Annotated in this window: 21 protein-coding genes and 3 pseudogenes; 16 read left to right on the forward strand and 8 right to left on the reverse strand. The window is 48.0% G+C overall.

The window, feature by feature from the left end; genetic code table 11:
• The first annotated feature begins 339 nt into the window (after nucleotides 1-339).
• Nucleotides 340-2,595: an autotransporter outer membrane beta-barrel domain-containing protein gene (locus FEM44_RS25705; protein ID WP_441316624.1), complete on the forward strand. Its 2,256-nt coding sequence runs from the start codon at nucleotides 340-342 to the stop codon at nucleotides 2,593-2,595.
• Between the two features lie 23 nt (nucleotides 2,596-2,618).
• Nucleotides 2,619-2,864 (forward strand): annotated as a pseudogene (locus FEM44_RS24530) (integrase core domain-containing protein); the annotation flags it as partial.
• A 21-nt stretch (nucleotides 2,865-2,885) separates the two neighbouring features.
• Here FEM44_RS24530 and tcyJ read toward each other — a convergent pair.
• The 4 genes from tcyJ to FEM44_RS24550 all read right to left on the reverse strand — a co-directional run bounded on the left by tcyJ (nucleotide 2,886) and on the right by FEM44_RS24550 (nucleotide 6,718).
• On the reverse strand, nucleotides 2,886-3,686 hold the full coding sequence (tcyJ, locus tag FEM44_RS24535; protein WP_130218652.1) for a cystine ABC transporter substrate-binding protein: 801 nt from the start codon (nucleotides 3,684-3,686) through the stop codon (nucleotides 2,886-2,888).
• An 87-nt stretch (nucleotides 3,687-3,773) separates the two neighbouring features.
• Nucleotides 3,774-4,325, reverse strand: a complete 552-nt coding sequence (fliZ, locus tag FEM44_RS24540; protein ID WP_135522198.1) for a flagella biosynthesis regulatory protein FliZ — start codon at nucleotides 4,323-4,325, stop codon at nucleotides 3,774-3,776.
• 45 nt (nucleotides 4,326-4,370) lie between these two features.
• The gene (fliA, locus tag FEM44_RS24545; RefSeq protein ID WP_064529323.1) at nucleotides 4,371-5,090 is read right to left on the reverse strand and encodes an RNA polymerase sigma factor FliA; all 720 of its coding nucleotides are present in this window, start codon (nucleotides 5,088-5,090) and stop codon (nucleotides 4,371-4,373) included.
• Between the two features lie 317 nt (nucleotides 5,091-5,407).
• Complete coding sequence (locus FEM44_RS24550) at nucleotides 5,408-6,718, reverse strand: FliC/FljB family flagellin (RefSeq protein WP_135487637.1); 1,311 nt, start codon at nucleotides 6,716-6,718, stop codon at nucleotides 5,408-5,410.
• A gap of 246 nt (nucleotides 6,719-6,964) precedes the next feature.
• Between FEM44_RS24550 and fliD the strand changes: the two genes are divergently transcribed.
• The 4 genes from fliD (at nucleotide 6,965) to amyA (ending at nucleotide 10,762) form a co-directional block, all read left to right on the forward strand.
• Nucleotides 6,965-8,380: a flagellar filament capping protein FliD gene (gene fliD, locus FEM44_RS24555; protein ID WP_135522140.1), complete on the forward strand. Its 1,416-nt coding sequence runs from the start codon at nucleotides 6,965-6,967 to the stop codon at nucleotides 8,378-8,380.
• A 15-nt stretch (nucleotides 8,381-8,395) separates the two neighbouring features.
• On the forward strand, nucleotides 8,396-8,806 hold the full coding sequence (fliS, locus tag FEM44_RS24560) for a flagellar export chaperone FliS (RefSeq protein ID WP_135522138.1): 411 nt from the start codon (nucleotides 8,396-8,398) through the stop codon (nucleotides 8,804-8,806).
• Complete coding sequence (gene fliT, locus FEM44_RS24565) at nucleotides 8,806-9,204, forward strand: flagella biosynthesis regulatory protein FliT (RefSeq protein ID WP_135522136.1); 399 nt, start codon at nucleotides 8,806-8,808, stop codon at nucleotides 9,202-9,204. The genes fliS and fliT overlap by 1 nt, the downstream gene beginning before the upstream one ends.
• Nucleotides 9,205-9,274: 70 nt before the next feature.
• The gene (gene amyA / locus FEM44_RS24570) at nucleotides 9,275-10,762 is read left to right on the forward strand and encodes an alpha-amylase (RefSeq protein ID WP_135522134.1); all 1,488 of its coding nucleotides are present in this window, start codon (nucleotides 9,275-9,277) and stop codon (nucleotides 10,760-10,762) included.
• A gap of 119 nt (nucleotides 10,763-10,881) precedes the next feature.
• Here amyA and yedD read toward each other — a convergent pair whose 3' ends face one another.
• A complete protein-coding gene (yedD, locus tag FEM44_RS24575; protein WP_135522197.1) occupies nucleotides 10,882-11,295 on the reverse strand; it encodes a lipoprotein YedD in 414 nt (137 codons plus the stop codon).
• 185 nt (nucleotides 11,296-11,480) lie between these two features.
• On the opposite strand from yedD, the gene yedE reads away from it, so the two are divergent.
• The 5 genes from yedE (at nucleotide 11,481) to FEM44_RS24600 (ending at nucleotide 15,703) form a co-directional block, all read left to right on the forward strand.
• Nucleotides 11,481-12,686, forward strand: a complete 1,206-nt coding sequence (gene yedE / locus FEM44_RS24580; RefSeq protein ID WP_130208577.1) for a selenium metabolism membrane protein YedE/FdhT — start codon at nucleotides 11,481-11,483, stop codon at nucleotides 12,684-12,686.
• A complete protein-coding gene (gene yedF / locus FEM44_RS24585) occupies nucleotides 12,683-12,916 on the forward strand; it encodes a sulfurtransferase-like selenium metabolism protein YedF (RefSeq protein WP_000790504.1) in 234 nt (77 codons plus the stop codon). Before yedE ends, yedF begins: the two co-directional genes overlap by 4 nt.
• A gap of 189 nt (nucleotides 12,917-13,105) precedes the next feature.
• Nucleotides 13,106-13,510: a DUF1398 domain-containing protein gene (locus FEM44_RS24590; RefSeq protein WP_135522132.1), complete on the forward strand. Its 405-nt coding sequence runs from the start codon at nucleotides 13,106-13,108 to the stop codon at nucleotides 13,508-13,510.
• 403 nt (nucleotides 13,511-13,913) lie between these two features.
• Nucleotides 13,914-14,393 carry a GNAT family N-acetyltransferase gene (locus tag FEM44_RS24595; RefSeq protein ID WP_135522130.1) on the forward strand — a complete coding sequence of 160 codons (480 nt, stop codon included), beginning with the start codon at nucleotides 13,914-13,916 and terminating at the stop codon, nucleotides 14,391-14,393.
• Between the two features lie 536 nt (nucleotides 14,394-14,929).
• Nucleotides 14,930-15,703 carry an LEM-3-like GIY-YIG domain-containing protein gene (locus tag FEM44_RS24600; RefSeq protein ID WP_135522128.1) on the forward strand — a complete coding sequence of 258 codons (774 nt, stop codon included), beginning with the start codon at nucleotides 14,930-14,932 and terminating at the stop codon, nucleotides 15,701-15,703.
• Between the two features lie 209 nt (nucleotides 15,704-15,912).
• On the opposite strand, the gene FEM44_RS24605 is transcribed toward FEM44_RS24600, so the two are convergent.
• Together FEM44_RS24605 and FEM44_RS24610 are read right to left on the reverse strand one after the other, a co-directional pair.
• A complete protein-coding gene (locus FEM44_RS24605) occupies nucleotides 15,913-16,206 on the reverse strand; it encodes a hypothetical protein (protein ID WP_135522126.1) in 294 nt (97 codons plus the stop codon).
• 10 nt (nucleotides 16,207-16,216) lie between these two features.
• Nucleotides 16,217-16,570: pseudogene (locus tag FEM44_RS24610) on the reverse strand (tail fiber domain-containing protein); the annotation flags it as partial.
• A gap of 13 nt (nucleotides 16,571-16,583) precedes the next feature.
• Here FEM44_RS24610 and FEM44_RS24615 point away from each other — a divergent pair.
• Nucleotides 16,584-16,718 (forward strand): DNA polymerase III subunit theta, encoded by a 135-nt coding sequence (locus FEM44_RS24615; protein ID WP_071990834.1) that lies wholly within the window; start codon nucleotides 16,584-16,586, stop codon nucleotides 16,716-16,718.
• 191 nt (nucleotides 16,719-16,909) lie between these two features.
• Here FEM44_RS24615 and FEM44_RS24620 read toward each other — a convergent pair whose 3' ends face one another.
• Nucleotides 16,910-17,611, reverse strand: a complete 702-nt coding sequence (locus FEM44_RS24620; RefSeq protein ID WP_135522124.1) for a hypothetical protein — start codon at nucleotides 17,609-17,611, stop codon at nucleotides 16,910-16,912.
• 220 nt (nucleotides 17,612-17,831) lie between these two features.
• Here FEM44_RS24620 and FEM44_RS25710 point away from each other — a divergent pair.
• The 4 genes and pseudogenes from FEM44_RS25710 to FEM44_RS24640 form a co-directional block, all read left to right on the forward strand.
• Nucleotides 17,832-17,975, forward strand: a pseudogene (locus FEM44_RS25710) (DNA repair protein); the annotation flags it as partial.
• A gap of 32 nt (nucleotides 17,976-18,007) precedes the next feature.
• Nucleotides 18,008-18,322: a hypothetical protein gene (locus FEM44_RS24630; RefSeq protein ID WP_016248830.1), complete on the forward strand. Its 315-nt coding sequence runs from the start codon at nucleotides 18,008-18,010 to the stop codon at nucleotides 18,320-18,322.
• 64 nt (nucleotides 18,323-18,386) lie between these two features.
• Complete coding sequence (locus tag FEM44_RS24635; RefSeq protein ID WP_105224399.1) at nucleotides 18,387-18,731, forward strand: hypothetical protein; 345 nt, start codon at nucleotides 18,387-18,389, stop codon at nucleotides 18,729-18,731.
• 75 nt (nucleotides 18,732-18,806) lie between these two features.
• Nucleotides 18,807-19,052 carry an excisionase family protein gene (locus FEM44_RS24640; RefSeq protein ID WP_000005726.1) on the forward strand — a complete coding sequence of 82 codons (246 nt, stop codon included), beginning with the start codon at nucleotides 18,807-18,809 and terminating at the stop codon, nucleotides 19,050-19,052.
• Nucleotides 19,053-19,055: the final 3 nt, after the last annotated feature.

Raw genomic sequence — 19,055 nt, forward strand, 5'->3', positions numbered from 1 at the left:
GATTGTGATACCGCAATATCTCTGAATGGTGGAACTAACTCGTTGAATCTCTTCGCTGGTTCTGTCATTCAAGGTGATATTGTTTTGAATAATGTTGAAAATAGTGCTGATGGTAATTCTCTGTCCATTACAAATAAAGACTCCGCCAGCTCTGAGATAAAAGGCAATCTGAGTGCGGGTACAGGTACACATGTTTCCGTTTCGGGAGCTGATGTCACCTTTAGCGGAAGTTCGGTATTTGACACAGATTCATCGCTGAATATGAGCACAGGTTCCAGTCATTTAACTGCCAAAAGTATTCAGTTCAATAACGGTGCAGTGCTTAATGTTGATACTGCCATGACAATATGGAAGCAAAATGAGTACGGCTTGTTGACGACCTCCAAGGGCATAACAGGGCTCTCTGAAAATAATATTTATCAGCATAATAATCTACTGAGTGATGGTGCTGAAGACTATGTTTTAACATCACTTAGTGGTAACGGGCAGACAGTAAAAGAGGTGAGTTCTTCCCTGAAGTGGAATGACCCTTCAGGAAATGGATATGGCACGTTTGACCTGAGATATGGCGCGGTGTTAGAGCTGAAGGTACGACTTGCAGATAACAATGCGGCTCAGTTATCTCATGATTGGGATGGAAAAACGCTGACCAAAGCCGGCGAAGGAACACTGATTCTGTCTTCCAAAAACACTTACACGGGTGTAACAGACATCCGCGGCGGCAATGTTCGCATGAACAGCAACAGTGCTCTGGGGCAGACCAGCGAGATTCGTCTGGCAGACGACACCATGCTGGACATGAACGGTCACAGCCAGACCGCAGGTAAACTGAACAGCGCAGCAGGTTCCATACTGAACATTAATGGCGGTAATCTGACCCTCACAGGTGGAGGCCTGTCTGCAGGTACCCTCATCGGCTCTGGCTCCCTGAACATCAGCGGTGGCGTGTTCGATATTACTGGTGCCAGCCGCGCCCTGAATGCCACCATTGCTATCGCAGATAAGGCAATGGTGAAGGTGCTTAATACTGACGGACTGGGAGCTGGCTCGGTTAACACTGCCGGCACACTGATTCTGGGCAAGGCTGATGCACCTGTCATGCTTGCTAACAGCCAGGTCACTATCGCTCAGCAGGGGACACTCTCCGGTTCTGGTGGTGTCGCCGGGAACGTAACCAACAGCGGTACTCTTGACCTGAGAGCCGATGCTCCGGGTAATGTACTGACGATCGGGGGTAACTATACCGGTAATAATGGCTTACTGCTCATGAACACCGCTCTGGGGAATGACAACTCCGCAACAGACAAACTGGTTATTAAAGGCAATGCTTCCAGTCAGACCCGTGTGGTTGTTATAAATGCAGGTGGTACCGGAGCACAGACACTGAACGGTATTGAGTTGATTCATGTCGACGGAAATGCTGACAGTGCTGAATTTATTCAGGCCGGGCGTATTGCTGCCGGGGCTTATGACTACACGCTGGGACGTGGTCGGGGAAGCAACAGTGATAACTGGTATCTGACCAGTGGTAAAAACACTCCGTTCCTGCTGCACGCTCTGAAAGCAATGCAACCCCCTGCCCCTGAACCTGCTCCCGGTGGTAATGACAACGACCTGCGTCCGGAAGCTGGCTCCTACACGGCGAACATGGCTGCCGCAAACACCATGTTCGTATCCCGTCTTCATGAACGCCTGGGGCCGATGCATTACACCGATGTGATTACCGGCGAGCAGAAAAAAACCAGCATGTGGATGCACCATGAAGGGGAACACAACCGCTGGCGTGACGGTACAGGTCAACTGAAAACACAGGGTAACCGTTACGTCCTGCAGTTGGGCGGTGACCTGGCTCAGTGGAGCCGGAACAGCGCTGACCGCTGGCATCTGGGAGTTATGGCTGGTTACGGTAATGACCATAACAATACGGATTCTGTACGTACCGGATACAGTTCAAAAGGCAGTGTGAAAGGATACAACGCAGGTCTGTATGCCACCTGGTATGCTAATGATGAGACACATAGCGGGGCTTATCTGGATAGCTGGGCACAGTACAGTTGGTTCGATAACGATGTGAAAGGTGACGGCCTGCCGGGGGAATCCTGGAAATCAAAAGGGCTGACAGCCTCACTGGAAACCGGTTATGCCTGGAAAGCCGGTGAGTTTACCAGCAGCCATGGCAGTCTGAACGAATGGTATGTCCAGCCTCAGGCTCAGGTTATCTGGATGGGCGTAAAAGCTGATGAGCACCATGAATGCAATGGTACCCGTGTTGAAAGCACCGGTGACGGTAACGTCGGTACTCGTCTGGGCGTGAAAACCTGGATTAAGGAACACAACAGAATGAATGACGGCAAATCCCATGAGTTCCGTCCGTTCGTTGAGGTGAACTGGCTGCACAACACCCGTGATTTTGGCACTCGCATGAACGGTGTGACGGTACATCAGGACGGCGCCAGCAATATCGGAGAAGTAAAAACCGGTGTTGAGGGACAGATTAATGACCATCTGAACCTGTGGGGCAATGTGGGTGTACAGCTCGGTGACGAGGGATACAGTGACGCCTCTGCCATGCTGGGGGCGAAGTATACATTCTGAACCGAGTAGTGGAGTAGCCAGCTCTTTATCAGTCAGTGCATGAGAGAAACGGGATAACCTGCTCAATGACCGTTGGTTATGACTGCGACCAGAATGCGCTGGCTGAACGAATAAACGGGCTCCTGAAAAACTCGCGTCCTGCAGATCCGGAAAATAGTAAAAAATCCGTGGCTATTTATAACCATGAGCGGCCGCACCTGGCACTGAAATACAAAACGCCCGATGACGTTCATCAGGCGTTTTACAGACAAAAAACTGTCAACTTATAGCAGGGCCAGTCAATACGTTGATTACTTGGTCACATCAGCACCAAACCATTTTTCGGAAAGGGCTTGCAAGGTTCCATCTTTTTGCATTTCTGCAATGGCATCGTTGACTGCTTTCAGCAAGTCTTCGTTACCTTTACGCAGCGCCACACCTGACTCCTGGCGGGAGAAGGCTTCGCCAGTTACTGCCAGCGTATCATTGGTTTTCTTCACCAAATCCAGCGCCGCCAGACGGTCAACCAGGATGGCATCAATACGGCCTACACGCAAATCCTGGTACTTGGTCGGGTCATCATCATAGGTGCGCACATCAACACCCTGAACATTCTGACGCAGCCACTCTTCATAGTTGGTGCCTAAACCAACGCCAACTTTTTTACCTTTCAGATCGTCTGCGGTTTTTATTGTGCCTTCATTACCTTTTTTCACCAGCGCCTGAATACCGGAAATGGTGTAAGGGGTAGAAAAATCGTATTTTTTCTTGCGTTCATCAGAAATGGTGACCTGGTTAATCACCACATCGATGCGTTTAGAATCCAGTGACGCCAGCATCCCGTCCCATTTGGTCGGTTTTAATGCGGCATCAACGCCCAGATGTTTTGCCAGTTGTTGGGCAAATTCCACTTCAAAACCAGTCAACTTGCCGTCATCGCCCTGAAAGCTGAACGGCGGGTAAGTCCCTTCCAGTCCCACCAGCAACGTGCCACGCTCTTTTACTTTATTGAGCAGGCCTTCGTTGGCAAAACTTTTCACGCTCATACCCGCAACCAACGCCACGGCCATAACGCCCATCAACGCCTGATGTCCCAGATGTGCTAGTTTCATATTCACCCCGAATGTTGTTTTGTTGGTTTGCAGTGTAGAGCCATTGTTTGTAAACACAAAAACAAGTCTGCTACATCTTATTCTTATTTAATATATATCAGAAGCTGACATGCAGGGGGAATTCTGCGCAAGATCACCGCTGGTTTGCGTCTGGTAACACTGATACTTACGTAATGCGATGCGGTAATTATTGGTGCTTGTGGTGGGTAGCCATGGCGCCAGGTTTTCATCAAGAAAACCATCCTGCAGCAGGTCGGTGGAAATATCTTGCTCGCTTAAATAATTACCCAAACGACGTAGACGTACCACATACTCGCGCACAGTACCGGGGCTCATTTCAGTATGGTCAAAGAGAAACTGCTTAAAGCCGATAATATCAAAAAAATCACTCTGCGTTTTGCAGTGTAAATCGCCGCAAAAACGACACAACGCGGACCATGATTTTTGTTCTTCCTGCCAGCCATTTTCATCAAGCAGTGTATCGAGACGGGAAATCTCGATTTTATTCACTATTTTGCCGTCGCGAACCAGCGTAATGCGATCAAGTAGTTTACGGCAAAATGCGCAATGGGTTTGACTGTGTTTAAAGTCTTTAAGATAGCGACTCAATGGCCGCCTTTTCTGGTGCTGCATCATTATTAAGAACTCCTGGTATTCAAAATTAATGTGCGGCATTTACTTAAGTTATAACTTACCCAGTTTGGTGCGTAACCGTTTAATGGCCTGACTGTGTAACTGACTGACCCGCGATTCACCGACTTCCAGCACCGCGCCAATCTCTTTGAGATTAAGCTCTTCCTGGTAATAGAGCGTTAATACTAACTGTTCACGCTCCGGCAACATTTCGATGGCTTCCATCACCCGTTGACGCAGATTACTTTCCAGTAATTTTTGTAACGGGTTTTCCCGCTGATGATCGTCACTTACCAGTTCAATACTATCGCCGTGCTCTTCACGCCACTCATCGTAGGAAAAGAGTTGGCTGTTATTAGTATCAAGCAACATTTGTCGATAATCGGCGATTTCGATCCCTAAACGTTCTGCCACTTCAGTTTCTGTGGCGTTACGGCCAAGTTCCTGCTCCAGTTGCCCCATTGCCTGCGCCACTTCACGCGCATTGCGTCGCACGCTACGTGGCACCCAGTCACGGCTGCGAAGTTCATCCAGCATAGCACCACGGATTCGCTGCACTGCGTAAGTTGTAAATGCCGTTCCTTGCAGGGCGTCATAACGTTCAACGGCATTAAGTAATCCAATGCCGCCCGCCTGTAGGAGATCATCAAGTTCTACACTCGCGGGCAGTCGGACCTGCAGGCGCAATGCTTCGTGACGCACCAGCGGGATATAACGCTGCCACAGCGAGTATTTATCCATTACACCTTCAGCGGTATAGAGTGATTTCACGATAAACAACCCTGCGTTATATAAGTAATCGGCATAATTATCCGTTTCTGCAGGTTTTTTAATCGGACGATTAATGGGTGAAATAAGCGGTTATTTAGGGTGATCGGTAAATAACGAGCAGAATAACCCCGCCGGAAGCGGGGTTAAGAGATCTGACAACGTACGCTTTATCTTGCCGAATGCGGCGTAAACGCCTTATCCGGCCTGGACGAATATGCAAATTTAATTAACTGCGATTCACCTTGTAGGCCTGATAAGCGCCGCGCATCAGGCAATTTGGCGTTTGCTGTCATTATCGGTTAGTCCGATTTTGGCGATTAACCTTGCAGCAGAGACAGAACTTGCTGCGGCACCTGGTTAGCTTTAGACAACACGGAGTTACCCGCCTGCTGGATGATCTGCGCTTTCGACATGTTGGACACTTCGGTCGCATAGTCGGCGTCCTGAATACGGGACTGCGCTTCAGACAGGTTGGTGGTGGTATTGTTCAGGTTAGTGACCGCAGAATCCAGACGGTTTTGTACAGCACCGAGGGAGGAGCGGAAAGTATCAACTTGCGAGATAGCTTTGTCTAAAAGTGCCAGTGGATCAGCAGAAGAAGCCCCTGAGAACTGTGCAGTCGGAGTTGCAGTAGATAATTCAACAACAACTTTGTTCCCTGTGGCTGTTGCTGCAGTGTCGTCATCAAGCGCTGTTGTAACCGTTGTAGCGTAGTTTTTACCCTGGAATGTTACATATCCCGCAGCCGCGCCTTTAGAGTCAGCGGCAACTTTAATCAGTTGATCTTTCTGAGTAGCAGCAGTCGTTAGTCCATTATCGGTGTCTTTATATTCGACATCGGCTTTATTCAACGTGACTTTACCGTTTGTATGATCAATCGATGCGGAGTAGAAATCACTGCCGGATTGAACGACGAACTGTGCAGTGGCAGCCCCTTTCGCATCCAGTGTATTGTGTAACGTCAGGCTAGAAACATCGACTGTTTTACCTGTCGCAGTAGTCAGATCTTTCGCAACAGCAGTGAAATCAACACCAAAGGGTTCCGTTCCTTTATCACCCGTAATTTGAGTAATGGAACTGCTAACATTCAGCGACTGACCCGAAACGGAGAAACCATTCAATCCCAGCGTTGAAGAATCAATTTTCTGCAAATCGATAGAGATGGTCTGCCCATCATTCGCGCCAACCTGAATCGCCATAGAACCGTTTTTAGCCAGCACATTCACGCCGTTGAACTGAGTCTGACCGGATACACGGTCAATTTCATCCAGACGGGATTTGATTTCGTCCTGAATAGAAGACAGGTCGGAATCAGAGTTGGTACCAGTGGTTGCCTGCACGGTCAACTCACGCACACGCTGCAAGTTGTTGTTGATTTCAGACAGTGCGCCTTCTGCGGTCTGCGCCAGAGAAATACCGTCATTGGCGTTACGCGCGGCCTGAGTCAGCCCTTTAATGTTAGAGGTGAAACGGTTAGCAATCGCCTGACCAGCGGCGTCGTCTTTCGCACTGTTGATACGCAGACCAGAAGACAGGCGTTCGATAGAAGTCGACAGCGCAGACTGGTTTTTGTTGATGTTGTTCTGAGTGATCAGCGAGAGGCTGTTGGTGTTAATGACTTGTGCCATAATTTTTATTCCTGTTTTTTAGCTCTACGGTTTAAGTATTGGGCTTCCACCCTTCGGCTTCGTCGCCGTCAACCCTGTTATCGTCTGGTCACTCACAACCTTTAGAATTTTTTTCTAGCCGTCGAAATACTCCCCTTCCTCGTTGCTGTTCGTGTCATTAAGCCAAAAAATAAATCGTAAACTTTGCCCCGCTTCCGCCGATAACCCCGGTATTCGTTCTACATGTCGCATGATTAAGGAATATATATGGCTAGTATTTCAACGCTCGGGGTTGGGTCGGGGCTGGATCTCAGCAGCATCCTCGACAGTCTTGAGGCGGCAGAAAAATCTACCCTGACGCCGATATCAAAACAGCAAAGCTCGTACACCGCGAAACTGAGCGCCTACGGGACGCTGAAAAGCGCGCTGGAGAGTTTTCAGACCGCCAACACGGCACTGAATAAAGCCGACTTATTTACCGCTACCTCAACCACCAGCAGTTCCTCGGCTTTTAGCGCCACCACCACGGGCAGCGCAATTGCCGGAAAATACACCATTAGTGTCAGCCAACTGGCACAAGCACAGACGCTCACGACCCAAAACAGCCAAAAAGACAACAAAGCCGCCATCGCCACCAGCGATAGCGTACTGACCATCCAGCAAGGCGGTGGAAAAGATCCCGTCACGATTGATATCAGCGCGGCTAACTCGTCACTCTCTGGCATCCGCGATGCAATTAACAACGCCAAAGCCGGCGTCAGCGCCAGTATCATCAATGTGGGTAACGGCGAGTATCGTTTGTCTATCACCGCCAATGATACCGGTAGCGATAACGCCATGAAACTGAGCGTCAGCGGCGACAGCGCCCTGCAAAGTTTTATGGGTTACAACGGAACATCGGGTGATAGCAGTAACGGCATGATTGAAAGCGTCACCGCGCAGAACGCCAAACTTACGGTTAATAACGTTGAGATTGAAAACAGCAGCAACACTATCAGTGACGCTCTGGAAGATATCACTCTCAACCTGAATGACGTCACCACTGGTAATCAGACCCTCACCATCAGCAAAGACACCTCCAAAGCTGAAAATGCGGTTAAAGCGTGGGTGGATGCCTATAACACGTTACAGGATACGTTCAGCAGCTTAACAAAATACACCGCAGTCGATGCCGGGGCAGAAAGTCAGGACTCCAGCAACGGCGCGTTACTCGGTGACTCCACGCTGCGCACCATCCAGACCCAGTTAAAAACGCTGCTTGCCAATACGCATAGCAGTTCGGCCTATAAAACATTGGCACAAATCGGTATTACCACCGACGCCAGTACCGGTAAGCTGGAAATAGCGACCGACAAGCTGCAAACAGCCCTGAAGAAAGATGCCGCTGGCGTAGGTGAAATGTTTATTGGTGACGGTAAAAGCACTGGCGTAACCACCAGCATTAGCAGCAACCTGACCAGTTGGCTCTCCTCCACCGGGATAATCCAGGCTGCAAAAGATGGTGTAAGCAAAACGCTGAACAATTTGACGGATCAGTACAACGCTGCCAGTGAACGTATCGATACATTAATGGCGCGCTACAAAGCCCAGTTCACCCAACTGGATGTGCTAATGAACTCACTTAACTCCACCAGTAGCTATCTGACACAGCAATTCGACACCTCAAATAGCAACTCGAAATAATCTTCAGGAGAGACTATGTACAGCGCAAAAGGCACGCTGGCCTATGCACAAATTGGCGTTGAGAGCGCCGTGATGAGCGCCAGTCCACAGCAACTGGTTACCATGCTATTTGACGGCGTGTTGAGTGCGCTGGTAAGAGCACGCCTGTTTATGCAGGACAACAACCTGGAAGGTAAAGGCGTTTCTTTATCGAAAGCTATCAACATCATTGAGAATGGGCTGAAGGTGAGCCTCGAAGAAGAAAGCCAGGATGAATTAACCCAGAATTTAATTGCGCTCTATAGCTATATGGTCAGGCGTTTGCTGCAAGCGAATTTGCGTAACGATGTCTCCGCAGTCGAAGAAGTGGAAACATTGATGCGCAATATTGCCGATGCCTGGAAAGAGACTTTACTCTCCCCTTCTTTGATTCAGGACCCTGTCTGATGAACCATGCACCGCACTTGTATTTTGCCTGGCAACAACTTGTCGAAAAAAGCCAGCTCATGTTACGCCTGGCGACAGAAGGACGATGGGATGAACTCATCGCCAGCGAAATGAATTATGTGAATGCGGTGCAACAAATCGCGCACCTGACGGAAGAGATGGAACCCTCTGCCATGATGCAGGAACAACTCAAACCGATGCTACGCCTCGTCCTGGACAACGAAAGCAACGTTAAGCAGTTATTACAGGTCCGGATGGATGAGCTGGCGAAGCTGGTTGGTCAGTCATCGATGCAAAAATCCGTATTAAGTGCTTACGGCGACCAGGGCGGCTACGTACTGGCGCCGCAGGAAAATATCGTCAATTTTTCTCCCCATCTGAATTTTGGCAAAGCATAAAAGTTGGATTACTCGCGAATAACCTGATTACGGCTACGCTTCTAATGTTCCCCTCATGTGGAGTCGAAGAATGCGTAATCCCACGCTGTTGCAATGCTTTCACTGGTATTACCCTGAAGGCGGCAAGCTCTGGCCCGAGCTTGCCGAGCGCGCCGACGGTTTAAATGATATTGGTATCAATATGGTCTGGCTGCCGCCTGCCTATAAAGGCGCATCGGGCGGATATTCTGTCGGCTACGATTCCTATGATTTATTTGATTTAGGCGAGTTTGATCAAAAAGGCACTGTCGCGACGAAATATGGTGATAAAGCGCAATTGCTGGCGGCCATCGACGCGCTTAAACGCAACGACATCGCCGTACTGCTGGATGTGGTGGTGAACCACAAAATGGGTGCCGACGAAAAAGAAGCGATTCGCGTTCAGCGAGTTAACGAAGAGTGTCGCACGCAAATTGATGATGAAATTATCGAATGCGAAGGCTGGACCCGTTACACCTTCCCTGTACGAGCCGGAAAATATTCACAATTTATATGGGACTTCAAATGTTTTAGCGGTATCGACCATATCGAAAACCCGCATGAAGATGGCATCTTTAAAATCGTCAACGATTACACTGGCGAAGGCTGGAATGATCAGGTCGATGATGAATTAGGCAATTTTGATTATCTGATGGGCGAAAATATCGATTTTCGTAACCATGCCGTCACCGAAGAGCTCAAATACTGGGCGCGCTGGGTAATGGAACAAACTCAGTGCGATGGTTTTCGTCTCGACGCGGTAAAACATATTCCGGCGTGGTTCTATAAAGAGTGGATCGAGCATGTGCAAGAAGTTGCGCCGAAACCACTATTTATTGTGGCGGAATACTGGTCGCGCGAGGTCGAGAAACTGCAAACGTATATTGACCAGGTGGAAGGTAAAACCATGCTGTTTGATGCACCGCTGCAGATGAAATTCCACGAAGCGTCTCGTATGGGGCGTGATTATGATATGACTGAGATTTTTAGCGGCACATTGGTTGAAGTCGATCCTTTCCACGCCGTGACGCTGGTCGCCAACCACGACACCCAACCGTTACAAGCCCTTGAGGCCCCGGTGGAGCCGTGGTTTAAGCCGCTGGCATATGCCCTTATTTTGCTACGGGAAAATGGCGTGCCTTCGGTGTTTTACCCTGATCTGTACGGGGCTCATTACGAAGATGTCGGCGGTGACGGTCAAACCTATCCAATCGATATGCCAATAATCGAACAACTTGATGAGCTAATCCTCGCCCGCCAGCGTTTTGCCCACGGTGTACAGACGCTATTTTTCGATCATCCGAACTGTATTGCCTTTAGTCGCAGTGGCACCGATGAATATCCTGGCTGCGTTGTGGTTATGTCGAACGGCGACGATGGCGAAAAGACGATTAATCTGGGGGAGAACTATGGCAATAAAACCTGGCGCGATTTCCTCGGTAATCGACAAGAGAGCATAGTTACCGATGAAAATGGCGAAGCGACTTTTTTTTGCAACGGCGGCAGCGTCAGCGTTTGGGTTATCGAAGAGGTGATTTAAAACCGAACGCTGACAATACACGCATCGTTATTGCGGCGCCGTTACAGTTCCAGGCCCGATAAGCTTGCGTATCGGGCACTTTTTTTGACGTAAAATCCCCCAGAGCCAGGGGGATTTTATTACGGCAGCGGCGTCGGTAACGGCGCTTTTTCCAGCGCGGCGGCACACTCTGCCGTCGGACGAGTCACGCGTTCCATCGTCATGCCATCATACTCAATGGTGTTACCGTCACGCTCAATCTCGTACAGCTCACGTTTCACAGTAACGTTAGTGAGAGAATCAGACATCAGCGTCAGCTTACCCGGTAACGCAATCACTCGCTGCCATTGACGGCAATCCAGGGTATCACCCTCTTTAGTGACAATCAGGCTACCAATCGCTTCCGGGCTGACCAGCGCACGTTGCGGCCCTTTGGTCTGCCAGTACCCTGCCAGCCAGTCTGGCGCGGGGGTTTTTACAACATTATTATAGTTTTCGACTTCGGCACAGCCCGCCAACAACATGAGTGCGCCTGCAATTGCGAGTTTTTTCATCATTCGTCCTGCATGAGAAGAAAAGTGGATTGTGGCATTAAAGCCCTGACGCTGCCAGCCTTTCCAGGCCCAAAGAGAAATTTGATCTAACTATTATTTTTGTGAATTATTGCCACGCAAATAAATTCTCCTGATGTATGATTCGCGACTCTTGTTTAAACCTTCTGAGTTCAGAGGCTACATACATGTCATGGCAGCAATTCAAACAAGCCTGGTTGATTAAATTCTGGGCGCCAATCCCTGCGGTCATCGCGGCGGGCATTCTCTCCACTTACTATTTTGGCATTACCGGCACCTTTTGGGCAGTTACGGGTGAATTTACCCGCTGGGGCGGCCAGCTCCTGCAACTGTTTGGCGTCCATGCTGAAGAGTGGGGCTATTTTAAAATTATCCATCTGGAAGGATCGCCATTAACCCGCATTGACGGGATGATGATTCTCGGTATGTTCGGCGGCTGTTTTGCCGCGGCATTATGGGCCAACAACGTCAAACTGCGCATGCCGCGTAGCCGTATCCGCATTATGCAGGCCATTATTGGCGGGATTATTGCTGGTTTTGGTGCACGTCTGGCGATGGGCTGTAACCTGGCGGCGTTCTTTACCGGCATTCCTCAGTTCTCGCTGCACGCCTGGTTCTTTGCCATCGCCACCGCCATCGGCTCATGGTTTGGCGCGCGCTTTACCCTGCTGCCTGTTTTTCGTATCCCCGTGAAAATGCAGAAAGTCTCTGCCGCCTCACCGTTGACGCAGAAACCAGATCAGGCGCGGCGCCGTTTTCGTCTCGGGATGCTGGTCTTTTTCGGCATGCTGGGCTGGGCGCTGCTGACGGCGATGAACCAACCAAAGCTGGGGCTGGCGATGCTGTTTGGCGTCGGCTTTGGCTTACTGATAGAACGTGCACAAATCTGCTTTACTTCGGCGTTCCGCGACATGTGGATCACCGGACGAACCCACATGGCGAAAGCGATCATTTTCGGTATGGCGGTAAGTGCCATCGGGATTTTCAGTTATGTACAGTTAGGCGTAGAACCTAAAATCATGTGGGCGGGTCCGAACGCGGTAATTGGTGGATTACTGTTTGGTTTTGGTATTGTGCTGGCGGGCGGCTGCGAAACGGGGTGGATGTACCGCGCGGTGGAAGGCCAGGTGCATTACTGGTGGGTCGGTCTGGGCAACGTTATTGGCTCCACGATTCTGGCATATTACTGGGATGATTTCGCCCCGGCACTGGCAACCGACTGGGACAAAATCAACCTGCTAAAAACCTTTGGTCCAATGGGCGGCCTGCTGGTGACATATTTACTATTGTTCGCTGCGCTGATGCTGATTATCGGCTGGGAAAAACGCTTCTTCCGCCGTGCGGCGCCGCAGACAGCTAAGGAGATCGCATGAAAAATATCGTTCCTGATTACCGTCTTGATATGGTGGGCGAGCCCTGCCCTTACCCTGCGGTTGCAACCCTTGAGGCGATGCCGCAGTTAAAAAAAGGCGAGATCCTCGAAGTGGTCAGCGATTGTCCACAGTCGATTAACAATATTCCGCTGGATGCGCGTAATCACGGCTATACGGTACTGGATATTCAGCAAGACGGGCCGACCATTCGTTATTTAATTCAGAAGTAATCTTTTCTCCCGCTGTTTCAGGCAGCGGGAGTCACTTGCTACGAATACTCCGTTGTCTATTTTTCGTACCACAGTTGGATTATCATTGATTCACACAGAGACAGCATTAAGTGATCGGACCAGATTGAAGGAATAATGCCGATCATGCAAACTACTCTCCCTCACAACTGACGAGAGATTATTTCCCTGATGGATCAGGTTGCTATTTTTCAAAAGATGTTTGAGCAAGTGAGAACGGAGCTAAATTTTTCCTGGTTTTATACTGAGTTAAAACGTCATCATATTGCACATTATATTTACTATCTTGCCACAGATAACATCAGGATCGTCACGCACGATGACAATGTTTTGTTAATAAGAGGAAGCAGAGGTCTATTAAAAGTCAGTGCCACCAAGGATCCTGAGCAAGTCAAAAAAGCAGCCCGAACTCACATTTCAAGACAGTCTACATTTCGGGAATATTGTAAAACGCTTGCACAGGCTGGTGTTTTCCGATGGGTTACTGACGTTGGTGATAATAAGCGGCGTTACTATTCTATCGATAATACACTCTTATATATTGAAGATATCGAGAACAACAAACCACTTATTTAGCTGTTCTCGCCAGTTCAGGTCTGACAGTGGTTGGTTATTAATAAAATTTTCAATGAACGGTTCCGAAATAGCGATTAACTAACGCCTTCATGTTCATGCCTGTGACCATGTATTTTTCGTTGATGACAAAGAAAGCCCTGGAGCACACCAGATAACAGGCGGGGTGAATCATCAAGCATCATCGTTCACCGTAGATCTCCCGGTGTGTCATACCCCATACACGCCCATCACTCGATGGGCATTCTGAAAGCAAGTTACTGCGAAGCTTTCTTCCAGCGATGGCTCCATACAATGGTGAGCGGTCATTTTTTACAAACAGAACTGTGTCATAAGAAACATCTATTAGACAAAGATGTTTTCGCCTGTTGGTATGTTGTAATTAGACAACCAACAAGAAACAATCATGTTCACTGTCAAAACAGATGATCTCTCCCATCCTGCAGTACAAGCATTAGTGAATTACCATATTTCCGGTATGCAGGAACAATCTCCACCAGAAAGCATCCATGCTTTGGACGTACAAAAACTACGTGATCCGGCAGTGACATTCTGGTCAGCATGGGAAGGAGCTCGACTCGCCGGAATTGGCGCGCTGAAGTTGCTGGATGATGAACATGGCGAGTTGAAATCAATGCGTACTGCGCCAGACTTTTTACGTCGTGGAGTTGCAAATCTGATTTTACGGCATATTTTGCAGGTTGCACATGACAGACGCCTTCATCGCCTGAGTTTAGAAACAGGAACACATGCTGGGTTTACGGCCTGCCATCAACTTTATCTCAAACATGGCTTCATTGCCTGCGAGCCCTTTGCTGATTATAAACCGGATCCAAATAGCCGTTTTATGACCTTGAACTTATATGAAAATCATCAATTGCCATGACTGGTAGCCCCACCAACTGCGGCAGGGAATGCTGATTATGGGTTTGCATTATCCAACCGCCCGCCCAGTTTCGTAGGCCATTTTTTGTTTTATCGCCTCAGGTACAAAACCTACACCTGCATGGACATCATATGACCATGTATTTTTCATAAATCACAAATATCGCCCAAGAGCACACCAGATAACAGGCGGTTAGAGTTGACTGAAACCTCAAGCATCGTAGTTCTCCGTAGATCTAACGGTGTGATTTGCCCCATATATGCCCCACGATATACCTTCATTACAATGTAACAACTCAGAATAACTGTTCGATTAGTAACAATGTGGGATTAATTCTATTGCATTAGTTCAGACTCTGTCTGATACAACTTACACACAGATATGAATGGGCGATGGTGCTCAACTTCGTGCCTACTAAAAATTGCTTATTTTGGGCCACCTCAAATGTAGGATGACGTTAGCCTATACTATTGGTTGTGAATCCTTAAAACACTCATTAACATATGACACGCAAATAATTCACAGATAATAAAAAAATGGATATTACTGAGTTTCCCTCTGGAGTAATTGAGCACCTTGGCTGGTATGTTTACCGATTGATTGATCCGAGGGACGGAAGCACCTTCTATGTTGGGAAAGGAAAAAATAATCGCGTATTTGCTCACATGCGCGGTGAAGTAGCAGCGGATGATAATGACGAGTTGCTTAGTAACAAGCTAAAGCAAATTAGAGAAATAAGGTTAGCCGGGCTTGAAGTTATCCATGTCATCCATCGACACGGTATGACTAATGAAAAGACAGCTTATGAGGTTGAAGCCGCGCTTATAGATGCCTACCCTGGTTTAACTAACATCATGAGTGGTGCTGGTAGCAACGAGTTTGGCGCAGCTCATGTCAAAGAATTAATAGCGACGTATCGCCCTGAAACTATCAAGTTCCATCATAAAGCATTGATGATTTCCGTAAACAGAAGCGCAAAAGACTCAGATCTCTATGATGCTGTTCGTTTTAGTTGGCGCGTGAATATTTCTCGGGCAAGCCAAGCGGAAATCATACTTGCGACTGTAAGGGGTATCGTTCGAGGAGTTTTCATTGCTGATAAATGGCTCAAATCAACGCGTGAAAATTTTCCTACGATGAAATATTGGGACGAAGACCCTGACTTTGAGGCAACACAAGGTTCTCGCTATGGCTTCCTCGGCAGACAAGCCCCACCGGAAATTGAGAATATTTATCTTGGAAAAAAAATACCAGATGAGTTAAGAAAAAAAGGAGCTATGTCTCCGGTTCGTTACTCGCCTAATTTTTGAGTCTTCATTTGATAAGCTTAAACCGCAGCACGTTATTGCAAACAACGTGTCTGCGGCATGCTACAATAATGATTACGCCATAACAGGAATTACAGCCTCTCAATATCTGGCACGATTGGTGTATCGGCATGATTTAACAATACCCGATACTTCTTCCTGGCTGAAAGCAACGATGCCTGTTCCTATGTTGCATTTACAGCTCACCTTTTTCACCCGCGATTTACCAACAGCCAGACCAGCAGACACGCCACCACCGGCACAGCAAAATCCATCAGGCTTGCTACATCCCACGCGCGCGGATCAAAACCGCCCCACCACGGCATGTTAATCCGCTTGCCATGCCCGAACATTTCAATCCAGCGATATTCTGCCTGGGTGTGTTCACGCGCAATGAAGAACGTACAACCAGCTATCGCACCGTAAGCCCAGTTTCCGGTAAAAAGACCAATCAGTAGCTGCGCAGCCACAGCACAAAGCGCATGAAGGAAAGGTGTTATATCCATTACTCCTCCTTTATCCGATATCGCTTCGGGAAGTTGATAACAACTTTAATTCTGACTCAAGTTCATCCACTCTTTCAGTCAGTTTCTGGATATGGTGAATCAGTGGAACAACCAGACGTTCGTACATCACACCTTCGGCAACAAGACCATTGCTGGAAATAGCTTCAGGAGCATCATTCTCGTTAGCTGGTCGCCAGTGTACAAACTGAGGGGCAATTTCTCCTACTTCCTCGGCAATCAATCCGTAGAATCCCCAATCGCGCCTGTCATTTTCGCATTGCGACCTGTACCACACAGGGCGCATCTTGAAAATGAGATCGGCGTGCTCTGAATCTATCGTCTCTACTGAATGTTTATAGCGTAGTGGTCAACAAAAACTGGCCGCCAGCGGCGTTGCCTACAAAGAGCGGATGAATATACCGGTAATTGCAGAACAGGTAGCCCGTGAGCAACCGGAGAACTTGCACACCTATTTCATGGAACGGCTACGATACTGGCCGGCGTTGAATTAATCCACATGATGCGCAAGAGGCAATATCAGCATCCTCAGGGTGATGGATTGTCACCCACGGAACAATTTTATCTGCTGACTTTCCACCGTTAACGCGACACAACCTTTGTTCCTGAGCTTCGCGTTGCAGAGCCGGTAATCTCCGTCTCTTTAAATTAAAAAGACGGAGACTATTAAAAACTCATTAAAACATCAGGAAACAACAGATTCCCCGTAAAACGCTACAGCCTGTGCAAGCGGGGAGTCCATATCATCCCGGATATCTCTGGAGTATGGGAGGGAGTTGACTGTCGATATAAATACCCTGTCATTTTCTAAAGTGAACATTTCTGATTCGAGACTACCAATATCACCACGTACAGGATTAGTCCACCCACTAAACAGTAAAAATCCCCATTCCTGAAAAAGCCCGGAATTCACTTCACGTTTTACATCATGAAACATTTCTCCCGTCAGTTCATCGAAAGGGACATTATTGATATCGCGTCGAGCCGGGACAGTCCCTTTTTTATCTTCAATCCACAACCATGCATTGTCAAAGTAGTCCCACGTTGCGACACGAGGTTTAAAGAAGCGATGAGGTTTAATTAAATAAGATGACACAAATTTCCCTGTGGCTTTATCCTTCGCAAAAATAACAAATGTTTTACCAATGCAACTTTCATCAATATCTTTTGAAAATGACACCACGCCGTCCTGATTTACAGTCAGCGAATTGTCTCCCGCATTGGTGACAACACTCCAGTCCAACGTATTATTATTGACAACATCATTGTCAACCACCATCTGAAATGTCGCACCTGGAAATAATGTTTTCGGGAATGAACCATTAGCCATGTCTTTTTTTATATCGAAAACATGGTGGCTCACTAGAACACCGGTAATTTTTGGCATAAAAAACTCCTTATTTGTTTAATTGAAATGCGATCAATAAATTCGATCGCCAGAGAGATATTATTACTTTTACAAGAATAAATGTTGTTATTTGTTTATTATAAAACAATCATCACCCAGAAAAGAAAAAGATGCAGCTCGTTAACAAAAACCTTTGTGCCATATTAAGGTTGTGTCGCGTTAACGGAGGAAAGTCAGCAGATAAAATTGTTCCGTGGGTGACAGCCATTACCGCGAAGGCATATTGCAAGGGGCGTTGCTTGTGGTCGATTCCTCACTCACTCCAGTTGATGGTTCGCTGCTTGTATGTGCTATAGAGGAGGAATATCGCATAAAGAGATATCGGAAGCATCCGCGCCGCCATGATTGTCTTTCTCCTGATGCAGGAAAAGCAGAATGGCTAAATCAGCAGCAGAGCGCAAAGCCGATCAGAGAGCCAAGCAAGCATCATCCGGTATGCGTAAGCTGGAGCTTGTACTTGATGCTCAGGAAATTGAAATGCTGGAGCGTAACTGTGCCACGCGTCGCTTCAGGCGTGCGCCTTACGAGTTTGGTGAGTACATCGCGTTACTGAGCCGCCAGGATGATGCACTTGTGCGCTGGCGTATAAAATCGATCAGCAGAAAACGTTGCGGTAAGTGCGGCGAGAGAGTTCCTGTTAATTCATGCCCGTGTAATGGTGACTCACAATGCTGGGTGACCAAAGGCTGATTCGAATTTAAGAACTGAAAGAACACCAAGCCGCCTGATGGCGGTTTTTTATTGGAGACAAGAAATGTCAGATTTGGCTATGAAGATTTTGAAATGGCAAACGACTGGCGATGTCGGCATCAGTAGCGCAACTCTTGCCTCAATCGCATGTGGACTGAAAAAGAATATCTATGGTCATCACTTCGGCGCTCCACATGACGCAGCCGACTTCCGGCGATGCGTTGCACTTGTCGAGCAGATTCCAGAAATCAGAAATTCATTCGACAAGGTTGCAAAGCGCGTTCCGGCATTCAAAGGCATCCTCAACGAATGGGATTCCCTCGTTACTCTGTTGAAGTCTGAAATGAAGATACACGGAAACAAAGCGCCAGAGACTTACAGAAGAATCAGCGAGCTACGCAAGGACTAACCATGGAATCACACAGCCTCAAACCCAATGAGGCCTGTTAACCCCCCCCCTTTCATTCCAGCACCGGAGAAAACAATGAGCGAAGTTAACTTAATTGTGCCCAACGACTGGGTGACAGAGCAAAAACTGATCGAAATTACAGGTTTACGCCCAGGAACCATAGAGAGAGCACGTAAACAATCCTGGCTTGTTGGTCGTGAATATCTCCATGTTGCACCGGACGGTATTCCAAAAGAAAACAGCGAATGCATGTATAACCGCAAGGCTATCGACCAGTGGGTTGAAAGTATGTCAAAAAAACAGCCTGGTGCGCGTCGATGAAGA

It is taken from the genome of Escherichia sp. E4742 (assembly GCF_005843885.1).
Lineage (GTDB): Bacteria > Pseudomonadota > Gammaproteobacteria > Enterobacterales > Enterobacteriaceae > Escherichia.

Coding starts and splice junctions, on each gene's coding strand:
- FEM44_RS25705 (WP_441316624.1), top strand. CDS start 340: ATGACAATATGGAAGCAAAATGAGTACGGCTTGTTGACGACCTCCAAG.
- tcyJ (WP_130218652.1), bottom strand. CDS start 3,686: ATGAAACTAGCACATCTGGGACATCAGGCGTTGATGGGCGTTATGGCC.
- FEM44_RS24550 (WP_135487637.1), bottom strand. CDS start 6,718: ATGGCACAAGTCATTAACACCAACAGCCTCTCGCTGATCACTCAGAAC.
- fliD (WP_135522140.1), top strand. CDS start 6,965: ATGGCTAGTATTTCAACGCTCGGGGTTGGGTCGGGGCTGGATCTCAGC.
- fliS (WP_135522138.1), top strand. CDS start 8,396: ATGTACAGCGCAAAAGGCACGCTGGCCTATGCACAAATTGGCGTTGAG.
- fliT (WP_135522136.1), top strand. CDS start 8,806: ATGAACCATGCACCGCACTTGTATTTTGCCTGGCAACAACTTGTCGAA.
- amyA (WP_135522134.1), top strand. CDS start 9,275: ATGCGTAATCCCACGCTGTTGCAATGCTTTCACTGGTATTACCCTGAA.
- yedD (WP_135522197.1), bottom strand. CDS start 11,295: ATGAAAAAACTCGCAATTGCAGGCGCACTCATGTTGTTGGCGGGCTGT.
- yedE (WP_130208577.1), top strand. CDS start 11,481: ATGTCATGGCAGCAATTCAAACAAGCCTGGTTGATTAAATTCTGGGCG.
- yedF (WP_000790504.1), top strand. CDS start 12,683: ATGAAAAATATCGTTCCTGATTACCGTCTTGATATGGTGGGCGAGCCC.
- FEM44_RS24590 (WP_135522132.1), top strand. CDS start 13,106: ATGGATCAGGTTGCTATTTTTCAAAAGATGTTTGAGCAAGTGAGAACG.
- FEM44_RS24595 (WP_135522130.1), top strand. CDS start 13,914: ATGTTCACTGTCAAAACAGATGATCTCTCCCATCCTGCAGTACAAGCA.
- FEM44_RS24600 (WP_135522128.1), top strand. CDS start 14,930: ATGGATATTACTGAGTTTCCCTCTGGAGTAATTGAGCACCTTGGCTGG.
- FEM44_RS24605 (WP_135522126.1), bottom strand. CDS start 16,206: ATGGATATAACACCTTTCCTTCATGCGCTTTGTGCTGTGGCTGCGCAG.
- FEM44_RS24620 (WP_135522124.1), bottom strand. CDS start 17,611: ATGCCAAAAATTACCGGTGTTCTAGTGAGCCACCATGTTTTCGATATA.
- FEM44_RS24630 (WP_016248830.1), top strand. CDS start 18,008: ATGGCTAAATCAGCAGCAGAGCGCAAAGCCGATCAGAGAGCCAAGCAA.
- FEM44_RS24635 (WP_105224399.1), top strand. CDS start 18,387: ATGTCAGATTTGGCTATGAAGATTTTGAAATGGCAAACGACTGGCGAT.
- FEM44_RS24640 (WP_000005726.1), top strand. CDS start 18,807: ATGAGCGAAGTTAACTTAATTGTGCCCAACGACTGGGTGACAGAGCAA.